Raw genomic sequence first — 13,874 nt, forward strand, 5'->3', positions numbered from 1 at the left:
CCGCGCCGGCCGCCGCCGACGCGGCGCCGGGCAGGGGACGAGGCCGTCGCCGGTCGCTCGACGACCCGCCGCCGGACGGCGGGCGGGCCGGTGGCGCGCCGATCGGCCGGACGGTCGACCGGTCGGACTCGCGGGGCGGGACGGCGGGTGGCGGAGACTCGGGCATCGGACGGGACGCGACGGACGCGCACCGTGATGACCCGCGAGCCGTGGGATTCACTCCCCCCTGATCGGCGAGCGCTCCCGGCCGTCAGGATGCCAGACCTCACACAGTGGCGTTTCCGGCTCCGTCGACCTCGGCGTCGGCCGGCTGCTCGGGCTCGATCCCGAGCGCCTGCCCCAGCAGCACGACCTCGTCCGGATCGTCCTCCACCGGCACGCCGCCCGTCAGCCGCCCCTTGACCGGAGCGTCCCAGTTGCGGAGCCCCAGGTCGAAGGCCGCGATCGGGACGTCGAGCTCGCGCGCGAGGGCGCCGATCCGCCGCTGGAGCAGGACCGCGTCGTCGGTCCGGACCGCGCGCTTGGCGGCGACCGTGACCGGGTCGCGACCCGGGTCGAGCAGCAGCGACCACGGCGTGGCATCGAGCAGGCCGGCGCACGCCAGGCTCAGCAGGAACTCGAACCGCGGGCCGCGGCCCAACCCCGGCAGCGCCAGCGCGCGGAAGCCGGCGTCGAAGCGGCGGGCGGCGTCCGGCTGCGCGACGCGCCCGCCCTGGAGCCCGGCCAGCTGCCCCCCGCCGCGGACCGCCCACTCGCGGTAGGCCTGGAGCGTGCGCGTCCCGCGGTCGTGCTCGTGCGCGCCGCGCGGCCCGATCTTGGCCGTCCGCAGCAGCTCGTCGTCGGGCAGCGGGTCGTCCCAGCCGACCGACAGCCGGGCGATCTCGGCGAACGGGTGCTCGCCCTCGACGGGGCCGTAGTACGCGACCTGGAACAGCAGCCAGGTCGCCTCCTCGCGCTGCCGCTCGTCGCCGCCGGCCAGCTCGGCCGCCGTCGCGTAGGGGCCGAGCGGGTCGTTGGCCAGCCGATCCAGGCGGGCCCGCGACCGCACCAGCTGGCGGCAGAGCTCGAGCGCGTCGCGACTGGAGACCACGCCCGGCAGCAGCTCGCTGCGCCAGCCGTCGTCGGCGTGGCGGGCGAGCTTGCGGACCCGGACCCCGGAGCCCGGCTTGCGAGCGCTGGCCCGCGCCTCGGCGACCGCCCGCGGCGGCCGGGCGATCGAGCTGTGCGAGGTGGCGCTCGACGCGGTCGGCTTGCGCTTCTTCTTCTCACGGGCGCAGATGGGGCAGAGATCCTCGCGGCGACCGTGACGACAGAACACCGATCCAGTGTAGGTCAGGGCCGTTCCGCACCTCGTGCCGGCCGGCGAGATGCGCCGGCCTACGCGCGCCTCGCGCCGCCGCCGAGGACGCCGTCCAGGACCAGCGCCCGCAGGACGGTCAGGGCCTCCTGCGGATCCTCGATCCCGCGCTCGGCGAAGCGCATCGCGATCTCCATCCCGGCGCCGATCAGGCCGGCGGCCAGCAGCTCGGTGTCGAGCCCGGCGGAGGGCGTCCCCGCGGTCAGGCGGTCGAGATCCTGGCGCAGGGCATCGACCACGAGGTGCAGCAGGTCGTCGTCGGCATAGGCCCGCATCGTGCCGGAGTTGCGACGGAACAGGGCCAGCATCTCGGGCTGCTCGACGAGCATCTGGAAGTAGGCGGCGGCGCCGCGCTCGATCGCCTCGGCCGGGGTGCTGGCCGTCGAACGGGCGACCTGCATCCGCTCCCCCGCCTCGCGCACGTGGGCGCTGGAGATCTCGGCGAGGATCGCGTCCTTGTCCGGGAAGTAGTTGTAGAAGGTCCCCGACGCGAGGCTCGTCCGGCGCACGATGTCGCGGACCGTCGTCGCCCCGAAGCCCAGCTCGGTGAACGCCTCGATCGCCGCGGCGAGGATCTCCTCGCGGTTGGCGGCCTTCGTCCGCTCGCGCTTGCCCGGCGGGCGCGGAGTCGTCGAGGACGGCGAGGTGGTCGTGTCGGTCATGGACGGTCGCGCCCCGGAGCGGGCGCTCGAGGCGACGCTAGCAGGACGTGACGCCTGCGTCATCTTTGTCGGTCGGCGGGTCCGACCGCGGCCTGCGCTCGCCCGGATCGACTCCGGGCGAGCACCCGCTCAGATGCCGGCGAGAGCCGCGGGACGGGCCCGGCGGCCGGCCTTCTGCGCCAGGTAGCGATCGGCCATCCGGGCCGCCTGGCGCCCCTCGTTGATCGCCCAGACGATCAGCGACTGACCGCGACGGCAGTCGCCGGCGGCGAAGACGCCCTCCTCCGAGGTCGCGTAGGCCCCGGCCTTGATGTTGCCGCGCGGATCCTTGACCAGGCCGAGGCCGTCGATCAGCCCCTGCTCGGGGTGCAGGAAGCCCATCGCCAGCAGCACCAGCTGCGCCGGCTGCTCGCGCTCCGTGCCGGGAACGGCCGCGAACGGCGGCGCCGGCTCGGCCTGCCCGTAGTGCAGCGTCTGGACGTTGCCGTCGGCGTCGCCCTCGAGCTTCAGCGTCGCGACCGAGAAGTTCTGCACGCCCTTGCCGAGCGCGCGGGCCTCCTCCATCGCGTAGCTGAGCCGGAACTTCGCCGGCCACAGCGGCCACGGGGTGCGGTCGTCGGGGCGCGACGACGGCGGCTCGGGCAGCAGCTCGACCTGGACGACCGACTCGGCGCCCTCGCGGATCGACTGCGCGACGCAGTCGGCGCCGGTGTCGCCGCCGCCGATCACCACGACGTGCTTGCCGCGCGCGCTGATCCCCCGCGGCGCCGGGCGCGGCACCTGGGGGACGACGCCCTGCTCGTCCTGCGTGGCGCGGGTGCGCTCGTAGAGGTACTCCATCGCGAAGTGCACGCCGCCCAGCTGGCGACCCTCGACCGGCAGGTCGCGCGGGACCCGCGAGCCGGTCGCCAGGACGACCGCGTCGAACTGCTCGCGCAGCTCCTCGACCGTCACGTCGGTGCCGACGTCGACGCCGCAGCGCAGCTCGACGCCCTCGTCGACGAGCTGCTGGACGCGGCGCTCGACGACGCGCTTCTCGATCTTGAAGTCCGGGACGCCGAAGCGGATCAGCCCACCGGCCGCCTCGTCGCGCTCGAACAGCACCACCGCGTGGCCGGCGCGACGCAGCTGCTGCGCCGCCGCGAGGCCGGCCGGACCGCCGCCGACCACGGCGACGCGCTGGCCCGTCTCCTGCTCCGGCGGCTCGGGACGGACCCAGCCCTCGGCCCAGGCGCGATCGATGATCGTGTTCTCGATCTGCTTGATCGTGACCGCGTCGCCCTCGTTGATCTCCAGCACGCAGGAGGCCTCGCACGGGGCGGGGCAGACGCGGCCGGTGAACTCGGGGAAGTTGTTCGTCGCGTGCAGCTGGCGGATCGCGTTCTGCCAGTCGCCGCGGTAGACGAGATCGTTCCAGTCGGGGATCAGGTTGCCCAGCGGGCAGCCGTTGTGGCAGAACGGCACGCCGCAGTCCATGCAGCGCGCACCCTGCTGCTGGACCTCCTCGACGGGACGCTCGGCGATGAACTCCGTGTAGCGCCCGGCCCGCTCGGCCGGGTCGTCCCACTTGACCGGGGACCGCTGGATCTTGAGGAAGCCTCCGAGCTCGCCCATCAGACCTGGCCCTCCGTCGTCGTCGTGTTCGTGTCGTTGCCGCCGGACCGGCGTGCCGCCCGCCCGATCACGGCCGGGCCTCGGTGGCGTCGGCCGTCCGCGCGGCGGCGGCCTCCTCCTGCGCCAGCTGCGCGAGGACCCGCTTGTAGTCGGCCGGGAAGACCTTGACGAAGGAGCGCTTGATCGCGTCCCAGTCGGCCAGCACCCGGGCGGCGACGGTCGAGCCGGTCCGCTCCCCGTGCTCGGCGATCAGGTCGCGGAGCTCGATCAGGTCCGCCTCGTCCGGCTCCTCGAGCTGGTCGAGCATCGTCGGGTTGACGTTGGCCCGGAAGCTGCCGTGCTCGTCGAGCACGAACGCCAGGCCGCCGGACATGCCGGCCGCGAAGTTGCGCCCGATCGAGCCCAGGACGACCACGCGGCCGCCGGTCATGTACTCGCAGCCGTGGTCGCCGACGCCCTCGACGACCGCGCTCGCGCCCGAGTTGCGGACGGCGAACCGCTCGCCGGCACGGCCGCGCAGGAAGAGCTTGCCCTTCGTGGCGCCGTAGAGCACGGTGTTGCCGACGATCTGCTGCTCCTCCGGGACGAACGTGACCTGGTCCGACGGACGGACGGTCACGACGCCGCCGGAGAGGCCCTTGCCGGTGTAGTCGTTGGCGTCGCCGACGAGCGAGAACTCGACGCCCGGCGCCAGCCAGCCGCCGAAGCTCTGCCCGGCAGAGCCGACGAAGTCGATGTGCAGGGTGCCCTCGGGCAGCCCCTCGGCGCCCTGGACCTCGGCGATCCGCGAGCTGAGGACGCCGCCGACGCAGCGGTCGATGTTGCGGACCTTGGCGCTCAGGCGGACTGGCTCGGCCCGCTCGATCGCGGCCTCGGCCTGCTGGATCAGGCCCCAGTCGAGGTGGTCGTCGAGGTGGCCGGTCAGCTGCGGCTCGGTGCCGCGCAGGACGGCGCCCTCGCGCAGCTGCGGCCGGTGGAAGAGCTGCGCCAGGTCGACCCCGCGCGCCTTCCAGTGCTCGATCGCCTCGTCGGCCCGCAGCAGGTCGCTGCGGCCGACCAGCTCGTCGAAGGTCCGGACGCCCAGCTGGGCCATGATCTCGCGGATCTCCTCGGCGACCAGCAGGAAGTAGTTGACGACGTGCTCGGGCGTGCCCTTGAAGCGCTTGCGCAACTCGGGGTCCTGCGTCGCGATGCCCACCGGACAGGTGTTGAGGTGGCAGGCGCGCATCATGATGCAGCCGGTCGCGATCAACGGCGCAGTCGAGAAGCCGAACTCGTCGGCCCCCAGCAGCGCGGCGATCACGACGTCGCGGCCGGTCTTCAGCTGGCCGTCGGTCTGGACCCGGACGCGCGAGCGGAGGTCGTTGAGCAGCAGCGTCTGCTGGGTCTCGGCGAGGCCGATCTCCCACGGGACGCCGGCCGAGACGATCGAGCTCAGCGGCGAGGCGCCGGTGCCGCCGTCGTGACCGGCGATCACGACGTGGTCCGCGCCGGCCTTGGCGACGCCGGAGGCGATCGTGCCGACGCCGACCTCGGAGACCAGCTTGACCGAGACCGACGCCACGGGGTTGCCGCAGCGGAGGTCGTAGATCAGCTGCTTGAGGTCCTCGATCGAGTAGATGTCATGGTGCGGCGGCGGCGAGATCAGGCCGACGCCCGGCGTCGTGTGCCGGACCGAGCCGATGTACTTGTCGACCTTGTGGCCGGGCAGCTGGCCGCCTTCGCCGGGCTTGGCGCCCTGGGCCATCTTGATCTGCAGCTGGTCGGCGTTGACCAGGTAGTGCGCGGTGACGCCGAAGCGGCCCGACGCGACCTGCTTGATCGCGGAGCGCTTGCGGTCGCCGTTCGGCTCCGGCGTGAACCGGCGCGCGTCCTCGCCGCCCTCGCCGGTGTTCGACTTGCCGCCGATGCGGTTCATCGCCACGGCCAGCGTCTCGTGCGCCTCGGTCGAGATCGAGCCGAGCGACATCGCGCCGGTCGCGAAGCGCTTGACGATCTCGCTGGCGGGCTCGACCTCCTCGAGCGCGATCGACTCGACCGCGTCGGTGCGGAAGGCCATCAGGCCGCGCAGCGTCGCGCGACGGGTGGCGTCGCTGTCGGACGCGGCCGAGAACTCGCGGTACTTCGCGCGGGCCTGGTCGCCGGCCACGAGGTCGGGCTGGTTCGACGGCGCGTCGCTGGTGCGGACGGCGTGCTGCAGCAGCGAGATCGTGGTCGGGTTCCACATGTGGTGCTCGCCGTCGCGGCGCCACGCGTAGAGGCCGCCGACCGGCAGCAGGCCGTCGATCGCTCCCGGATAGGCGCGGGCGTGACGGTCGATCGCCTCCTCGGCGAGGACGTCGAGCCCGATCCCGCCGATCCGCGACGCGGTGCCCGCGAAGTGGCGGTCGATGATGCTGGAGTCGAGCCCGACCGCCTCGAAGATCTGGGCGCCGGAGTACGACGCGATCGTCGAGATCCCCATCTTGGAGATCGTCTTCAGCAGGCCCTTGCCGATCGCCTTGACGACGTTCTTCTGGGCGACCGAGGCGTCGCTGACGCCCGGCACCAGGCCGTCGGCGACCAGCTGGTCGACCGAGTCGAACATCAGGTACGGGTTGACCGCGGCGGCGCCGTAGCCGAGCAGCGTCGCGAAGTGGTGGACCTCGCGCGGCTCGGCCGACTCGACGACCAGGCCCGCCTCGAGCCGCACGCCCTCGCGGACCAGGTGGTGGTGGACGGCGGCGGTCGCCAGCAGCGACGGGATCGCGACGCGATCCTCGCCGGCGGCGCGGTCGGAGAGGATCAGGACGTTGCGCCCGGACTGGATCGCGTCGTAGGCCTCGTCGCAGGCGTTGGCGACGCGCGCCTTCAACCCGTCGGGCCCCTCGGCGATCGGCCAGGTGATGTCGATCGTGTGCGACTTGAAGATGCCCTGGTCGACCTGGCGCAGCGTCTCCAGCTCGTCGTTGCGCAGGATCGGGTGGTTCAGGACCAGGTTGTGCGCGTGCTCGGGCGTCTCCTCGAGCAGGTTCAGCTGGCCGCCGATCGAGGTCGACAGCGACATCACGATCTCTTCGCGGATCGGGTCGATCGGCGGGTTCGTGACCTGCGCGAACAGCTGCTTGAAGTAGCTGAACAGCGGCGGGCGCTGGTCGGAGAGGACCGCCAGCGCGGCGTCGTTGCCCATCGAGCCGAGCGGCTCCTGGCCACCCGACGCCATCGGGCTCAGCAGGACCTTCTGGTCCTCCTGGGTGTAGCCGAACGCCTGCTGCAGCTGCCGCAGGTGCTCGCCGGTCTCGTGGACCGCCTTCTTCGGCGCGAGGTCGGAGAAGTGGACGGCCTGCTCGCGGAACCAGGCCTCGTACGGGCGCTGGGTGGCGACGCGGCGCTTGATCTCGTCGTCCTCGACGACCCGGTGCTGCTCGAGGTCGACCAGGAACAGCTTGCCCGGCGCCAGGCGACCGAGCCGCTCGATGTTGTCGGGCTTGATCGGCAGCATGCCGGCCTCGGAGCCGAGGACGATCCAGCCGTCCTTCGTCTCGACCCAGCGACCGGGACGGAGGCCGTTGCGGTCGAGCGTGGCGCCGACGATCCGGCCGTCGGTGAAGAGCACCGCGGCCGGCCCGTCCCACGGCTCCATCAGCAGCGAGTGGTACGCGTAGAAGCCGACGAGCTCCGGGGGCAGGTCCGCCCGGTTCTCGAACGCCTCGGGGACCATCATCATCACCGCGTGCGGCAGCGAGCGGCCCGCGAGCATCAGCAGCTCGAGGACGTTGTCGAAGGTCGCCGAGTCCGAGCCGCCGGGGCGGACGACCGGCTTGATCTTGCCGATGTCCCCGCCGAACAGGTGCGAGGCCAGCTGCGACTCGCGGGCCTTCATCCAGTTGACGTTGCCCATCAGCGTGTTGATCTCGCCGTTGTGGGCGATCACGCGGTTGGGATGGGCGCGGTCCCAGCTGGGGAACGTGTTGGTCGAGAAGCGCGAGTGGACCAGCGCGATCGCCGAGGCGAACCGCTCGTCCTGCAGGTCAGGGTAGAACGCCGGCACCTGGGCCGACAGCAGCATCCCCTTGTAGACCAGCGTCCGCGACGAGAACGACGAGGCGTAGAACTCCGGCGTCGCCAGCTCGCAGACGCGGCGGATGACGTAGAGCTTGCGCTCGAACGCCTCCTGGTCGTGGTCGAAGCCGGGGCCGGCCTCGATGAAGAGCTGCTTGACGTAGGGGCGGCTCTCGTTGGCCGTGACGCCGATCTCGTCCGGGCGGACCGGGACGTCGCGCCAGCCGAGGACGCGCTGACCCTCGACGCGCACGTTGCGCTCGAGCATCTCCTCGACCTTGTGGCGCTGGGCCTCGTCGCGCGGCAGGAAGCACATCGCGACGCCGTACTGCCCGGGCTGGGGCAGCTCGAAGTCGACGACCGCGCGCAGGAAGGCGTGCGGCAGCTGGACCAGGATGCCCGCGCCGTCGCCGGTGCGCGCGTCGGCGCCGGCGGCGCCGCGGTGGTCCAGGTGCTCGAGCGCGGTGAGGGCGCGGACGATCGTCTCGTGCTGCGGATCGTTGTCGAGACGGGCGACCATCGCCACGCCACAGGCGTCGTGCTCGTTGCGTGGGTCGTAGAGGCCTGCGGCCTCGGGAAGGCGGGAGAATCGCGTCATAGAAGGGAGTGCTCCGTGGGAGAGGCCCGTCAGCTACGGGGCGGAGCGGCTGGGCATCCCAAAGGAACGCTGAAGGGTACACCGCTCCCTGCGAGGACTCCACTCCGGCGGGGGCCACGGACCCGCCGTGCGGGCGCCGGTTCGCGCTCCGTTCGCGGTCCGCTCCGGCTCGGTTCCGGCTGTACGCAGAACCGCACGGGCGTCCGGGACCCCGTCCGCACCGGAGCCGCCGCACACGGCACCGTTCCACGATCCTGGCGCGTCGCCACCCATCGGCCGGCGAGCGGACGCCGTCCGCGGCGATAGCGTGCCCGGGCGTGGCCCCCTCCACCCCGCGCCCGACCCGTCGCCGACCACCCCGCGGCGAGCGGCTCCCCCGCGAGGCCTGGCCGGGCGTCGTGCGGCGCGCCTTCGCCGCCTTCCGCGAGCAGGGCATGACCGACTGGGCGGCGACCCTCGCCTACTACTCGATCCTGTCGATCGTCCCGACGCTGCTGGTCGCCGCGGCCCTCACCACGTTGCTCGGCGCCAGCACGCTGCCGGAGCGGATCGCCGACGAGTTCGTCTCGCTGGTCAAGGACAACGCGTCCAGCGCCAGCGCCAACGAGAGCGCCAACGCGATCCGGCAGCTGGTCGCCAAGGCCCTCGACCAGGCCAAGGGCGGGGCCAGCATCACGCTGGCGATCTCGGTGCTGCTGGCGATCAACGGCGCGTCGGGCGCCTTCGCGGCGGCCGGGCGGGCCCTCAACCGGGTCCACCACGTCAGCGAGTCGCGCGGGTTCGTCCGCCACAAGCTCGCCGATGTCGGGATCGCGCTGCTGGTGATCCTGCTGCTGGCGCTGGCGGCGATCGCCTTCGTCGTCGGCGGCGGGATCGCCGACTCGCTCGCGTCGACCCTCGGCCTCGGCAGCGCGGCCCGGACGGTCTGGGCGGTGCTGCGGTTCCCGGTCGGGATCGCGCTGCTGCTGGTCGCCCTCGCGGTCGTCTACCAGCGGGCGCCCGACGTCGGGCGCCGGCCCCTGCGCCTGCTCTCGCACGGGGCCGCGATCGCGCTGCTCGCCTGGTGCCTGGCCACGGTCGGCTTCGTGGTCTACGTCCAGGTCGCCGGGTTCGGCAGCGCCTACGGCGCGCTCGGCGGCGCGATCGTGCTGCTGTTCTGGCTCTGGCTGTCCTCCGCCGCGTTCCTGTTCGGCGCCGAGGTCGACGCCGAGCTCGAGCGGACGCTGCTGCTCCGGGACCTCGGGCCGCCGGCGCTCGGGTCCGGCTACGAGCGGCCGGCGACCGACGGCGCGTCGGGCTGAGCGACCGCCGAGGTCACGCCCGGGCCGCGGCTCGAGGCGGCGGCGCGGAGCCGTCCGGCCCCGAGCACGACGCCGCCGACGGTCAGGGCCCCGGCCGCGCCGCCGATCAGGAAGCTCATCCACGGGCCGGACGCGTCGATCGCGATCCCGCCCAGCGCGGAGCCGGCGGCGAGCCCGGCGCCGAGCCCGGCGACCAGCCAGGTCGAGGCCTCCGTGATCGTTCCCGGCAGCGCCACGTCGCTCAGCAGGCCGTAGCCGATCGTCATCCCCGGCGCCAGCGCCGCCCCGGCCAGGAACAGCAGCACGGCCAGCGACGCCGGCGACCAGGCGGTGGCGGCGAGCGCGTCGCCGGCGGCGATCGCCGCCAGCAGGATCGCGAACCGGCGGACCGGGTCGGCGGGGTGCCAGCGACCGGCGAGGAAGCCGAAGATCATGCTCGAGAGGCCCCAGCTGGCCAGCAGCGGGCCGGTCAGCGCCTTCTGCCCGTGGTCCTCGGCGAAGGCGGCGATCGCGACCTCGGTCGCGCCGATCCCGGCCCCGAACAGCAGCCAGACGACGAGCAGCACCCGGACCCCGGGGCTGGCCAGCGCCCCCAGCGCGCCGTGGTCGTCGCCGCGCCGGGAGGAGCGCCACCCCCGCGACGCCGGCGTCGAGGCGAAGAGGGCCGTGCCGACCAGGATCGCGACGCCGGCGACGATCAGCGCCACGCTCGCCGACCAGGCGCCGAGCGCCAGCAGCCCGGCCGGGACCACGACGTACGCCGCCTCGAACGAGGTGGCGTCGAGCGCGATCGCGGCGTGCCGGCGCGCCGGCTCGGGGATCAGCACGTCCCACAGGGCCCGCAGGCACGGAGCGACCGGCGGCAGCGCCGCGCCGCCGAGGACCGCCAGGACGACCAGGACCGCGGCCGACGGGCGCCCAGGCAGGAGCGCGATCGCGGTCAGCACGGTGGCGGCGACCGTCGCGGTCGCCAGCAGGACCCCGGTCTGGCCGCGGCGGTCGACGAGCCGCCCCAGCAGCGGTGCCGCCCCCGCCAGGCCGACCGCGTAGGCCGCGGCGACCGCGCCGCCGAGGCCGTAGCTGCCGCCCAGCTCGCGGACGCGCAGGATCAGCAGCAGGCCGAGCGCCCCGTTCGACATCCGCGCCAGCATCGAGCTGCCGAACAGGCGGGGCACCCCAGGCGTGCGGAGGATCGAGGTGTAGGGGCCCACGCGATCCATGATGGCGCCCCGCGGCGGGCGGTGATGTCTCGTTCATCAGGAGCGGCTCGGCGGGTTCGAGTCCGCCGTTCCCGCGGCGGCCGGGATCGAGCGCGGCCGACGGTCGTCCGCCGCGACGCGACCCGCGGGTCGGCGGATCCGACCCTCAGTCGCGCGGCACGATCGCCTGGGCGCGGTCGATGGCGTCGGCGACGGCGGCCCGCAGCCGCGGCTCGTCGCCGGCATCGAAGCGCTCGACCACCGGATCGTCCGGCGCCTGGGCGAAGACGAAGCCGACCTCGACCTCGCGGGCGCCGGAGAGCAGCGCCGCGAGCGCGTAGACCCGGCACTGCAGCGCGTAGCCGTCGGCGACGACGTCGGCCGGCGCCTGGCCGTCGTCGAGGCGATTGGTCTTCCAGTCGACGATCGTCACGCGACCGTCGCCCTCGTCGAGCCAGAGGTCGACGACGCCCTGGACCAACGGCCGCTCGCCGCCGACGTCGAAGAGCACATCGCGCTCGACGTGACGACGATCGGGCGCCGTCGCGAGCGCCCGGCGGGCCGCCGGGGTCCGCTCCAGGCGGGTGGCCGTCTCCGCCAGCGCGCTCGCGGCAGCGTCGTCGAGCGGTCCGGCGTCCGGCAGCTCCTCGGCCAGCACCGCGCGGGCCTCGGCGGCGGTCGGCGGCCGGCGGCCGGCCAGCGGATCGCGACCCACCAGCCGACGCTCCAGCAGCCCGTGGACGACGGTGCCGCGGCTGCGACCGTCGAGCGGGTCGCCCGCGAGATCGCCGGTCGCGACCGTCGCGGCGGACGCGACCGGCCCGGCCGTGGTCGCCGGCGCGTTGTCGTCGCCGTCGCTCGCGACCGGGTCCGTGGCCAGCCCCAGCCGCTGGGCGAGCAGCGTGTACGAGACCGGGTCGGGCAGCGGCAGCAGCGGCGGCGGGACCGGCCGATGGCGGCCGGGATCGTCGTCGTCGTCGGGATCGGCGAGCCGCGACGCGGCGGCGGCGCCAGCGGGACCGCCGGTCGCGGCGTCCTCGCGTGGCGCACCGGCTGGCGACCACGGCTCGGCGTCCGGCCGCAGCGCCGCGGGCATCGGTGCGCCGTGCGGGTCGCGAACCAGCATCCGGGCGGTCGCCGGCCGCTCGACCGCGCCGGTCGGGTCGGCGACCTCGAGCAGTGCCTCCTCCCCCAGCCGCGGCCAGACCTCGGGGTCGGCGATCAGCGGCAGCAGCCAGCGCAGCGGCGGCCGGCGCGGCTCCCGGTCATGGCCCTCGCCGGGCGCGACGGCGACCGCGCGCGCCGGGTCCAGGCGATCGGTCGGGCGCTTGTCGGCGCCGCTGCCCTCGACCTCCACCGGCCAGGTGCCGCAGAGGATCAGCCGCTCCTTGGCCCGGGTCATCGCGACGTGCAGCAGCCGCCGCTCCTCCTCGGACTGGGTGCGATCGGCCTCGGCCTTGAGCGCCTCGTGGTCCCACAGCCCGACGGCGTCCGGGCCGGTGCCCAGCCGCATCCCGACGCGATCGCTGGCGGGATCGGGGTCGATCAGGATCCGCGGCCGGTCGGCGTTGATCCGCGATCCGAGGTCGCAGCAGATCACGACCGGCCACTCGAGTCCCTTCGAGCGGTGGATCGTGGTGATCCGGACGGCGTCGCCGTCGGTCAGGACGGGCGCGCTCGGGCCGTCGGCCCGGTCGGCGACGATCCGGCGGGTCAGCGCCAGCAGGTCGTCGCCGGCGGCCTCCTGGGCCTCGACCCAGTCGCCGAAGGCGGCGACGGCCGCCCAGCGGCGGGCGCCGCCCGGGCGAGCCAGGATCGCGGCGCGGTAGGCGTCGTCGGCGCGGATCTCGGCGAGCAGGTCGGCCGGGCCCGCGCGACGGGCGAGCCCGCGGTGGCGCAGCAGCGCGACGACCTGCAGGTCGAGGGCGTCGCGAGCGGCGTCCGGGATCGGCACGGTCGCCGGCTCGCGATCGAGCGCCCGCAGCGTGTCCCAGAGCGCCGGCGGCTCGGCGCGCCCGCGCTCCTCGGGCGACGCCTCGCGGAAGCGGTCGAGGGCGCCGCGGTGCTCCGCCGCCAGCGGGACCAGGGCGTCGGCGTCGACGCCGGCGGTCGGCAGCCGCAGCGCGCCGAGCAGCGCCACGTCGTCGTAGGGATTGGCGACCGCGCGCAGCCAGGCCTCCAGCTCGCGGACCTCGAGCGTCTCCAGCAGCGGCGCGGCGACGACCGGGACCGCGTCGATCCCGGCTCCCAGCAGCGCCCGCTCGAGCGCGGCGACCGGGGCGGTGCGGCGGACCAGCAGGGCGATCTCGCCGGGCGCGCGGCCCGCCGCCAGCAGCTCGCGGACGAGCGCCGCGACGTGCCCGGCCTCGTCGGGATCGATCGGCGGCGGCTCCGGCTCGCCGTCGTCGCCGTTGCCCCCGGGCGGCTCCGGGCCCGGGCGGCCGCCGGGAGCGTCCGGCAGCTCGGCCACCACGTGCAGCTCGACGACCGGCGCCGCGCGCCCGTCGGCGGGCGGCCGGTCGTGACCGTGCAGCAGCGGCTGGTAGTCCAGGTGGGCCCGCGCGCCGACGCGGTTGGTCAGCGCCAGGACGTCGGAGGGGCAGCGGAACGTCTCGTCGAGCGCGAGCCGGCCGCCGACCTCCTGGGCCCGCTCGGCGGCGGCGTCGAAGCCGCGGACGGTCGCGTGGCGGAAACCGTAGATCGCCTGCAGCCGGTCGCCGACCTGGAACCGGCGCTCGGGAGCGCTGAGCAGGTCGACGAGCGCCAGCTGGACCGGGTTGGTGTCCTGGAACTCGTCGACGAGCACGTGGCGGAAGCGCTGGCGCAGCCGCTCGCCGACGTCCGGGCGGCGGCGCAGCAGGTCCAGCAGCGTCAGCAGCAGGTCGTCGAAGTCCATCACCGCCTGCTCGCGCTTGAGCCGGCGGTAGGCGCGGGCGGTCGCGACCAGCAGCGCCTCCCGCAGCGCCAGCTCCTGGACCCCGTGCGGCACCAGCTCGGCGGCCCGCGCGCCCCGGCGGGCGCCGTCGACCGCCTGCCGCAGCGCCTCGACCGCGGGCCCCTTGACCGTCGCCGCCTGGCGCGCCGGCAGCGTCCAGGCCGCGG

At 74.7% G+C, this 13,874-nt stretch carries 7 protein-coding genes; 1 reads left to right on the forward strand and 6 read right to left on the reverse strand.

The annotated features are described in order from the left end of the window. Positions 1-265 precede the first annotated feature (265 nt). From PAI11_RS07955 to gltB, 4 genes are all read right to left on the reverse strand, one after another. A complete protein-coding gene (locus PAI11_RS07955) occupies positions 266-1,318 on the reverse strand; it encodes a hypothetical protein (RefSeq protein ID WP_007572808.1) in 1,053 nt (350 codons plus the stop codon). Positions 1,319-1,377: 59 nt separating this feature from the next. Then, complete coding sequence (locus PAI11_RS24115; protein WP_007572810.1) at positions 1,378-2,019, reverse strand: TetR/AcrR family transcriptional regulator; 642 nt, start codon at positions 2,017-2,019, stop codon at positions 1,378-1,380. A 129-nt stretch (positions 2,020-2,148) separates the two neighbouring features. Next, positions 2,149-3,633, reverse strand: coding sequence for a glutamate synthase subunit beta (locus tag PAI11_RS07965; RefSeq protein WP_007572811.1), 1,485 nt, complete (start codon positions 3,631-3,633; stop codon positions 2,149-2,151). Positions 3,634-3,700: 67 nt separating this feature from the next. Next, positions 3,701-8,272 (reverse strand): glutamate synthase large subunit, encoded by a 4,572-nt coding sequence (gene gltB, locus PAI11_RS07970; RefSeq protein WP_040599148.1) that lies wholly within the window; start codon positions 8,270-8,272, stop codon positions 3,701-3,703. A 317-nt stretch (positions 8,273-8,589) separates the two neighbouring features. Between gltB and PAI11_RS07975 the strand changes: the two genes are divergently transcribed. After that, on the forward strand, positions 8,590-9,573 hold the full coding sequence (locus tag PAI11_RS07975) for a YihY/virulence factor BrkB family protein (RefSeq protein WP_040599151.1): 984 nt from the start codon (positions 8,590-8,592) through the stop codon (positions 9,571-9,573). Here the strand turns inward: PAI11_RS07975 and PAI11_RS07980 are convergent. Together PAI11_RS07980 and PAI11_RS07985 are read right to left on the reverse strand one after the other, a co-directional pair. Continuing rightward, positions 9,537-10,784 (reverse strand): MFS transporter, encoded by a 1,248-nt coding sequence (locus tag PAI11_RS07980; protein ID WP_007572820.1) that lies wholly within the window; start codon positions 10,782-10,784, stop codon positions 9,537-9,539. The two genes, PAI11_RS07975 and PAI11_RS07980, sit on opposite strands and share 37 nt — an antisense overlap. 154 nt (positions 10,785-10,938) lie before the next feature. Beyond that, positions 10,939-13,874 (reverse strand): UvrD-helicase domain-containing protein (locus tag PAI11_RS07985; protein ID WP_040599155.1); only part of this gene is annotated, 2,936 nt, incomplete at its 5' end.

It is taken from the genome of Patulibacter medicamentivorans (assembly GCF_000240225.1).
In the GTDB taxonomy this organism is placed as follows: Bacteria; Actinomycetota; Thermoleophilia; order Solirubrobacterales; family Solirubrobacteraceae; genus Patulibacter; species Patulibacter medicamentivorans.

What these genes read in the sequence shown, in the direction of transcription:
- PAI11_RS24115 (WP_007572810.1), bottom strand. Translation starts at nt 2,019, where the DNA reads ATGACCGACACGACCACCTCGCCGTCCTCGACGACTCCGCGCCCGCCG.
- PAI11_RS07965 (WP_007572811.1), bottom strand. Translation starts at nt 3,633, where the DNA reads ATGGGCGAGCTCGGAGGCTTCCTCAAGATCCAGCGGTCCCCGGTCAAG.
- gltB (WP_040599148.1), bottom strand. Translation starts at nt 8,272, where the DNA reads ATGACGCGATTCTCCCGCCTTCCCGAGGCCGCAGGCCTCTACGACCCA.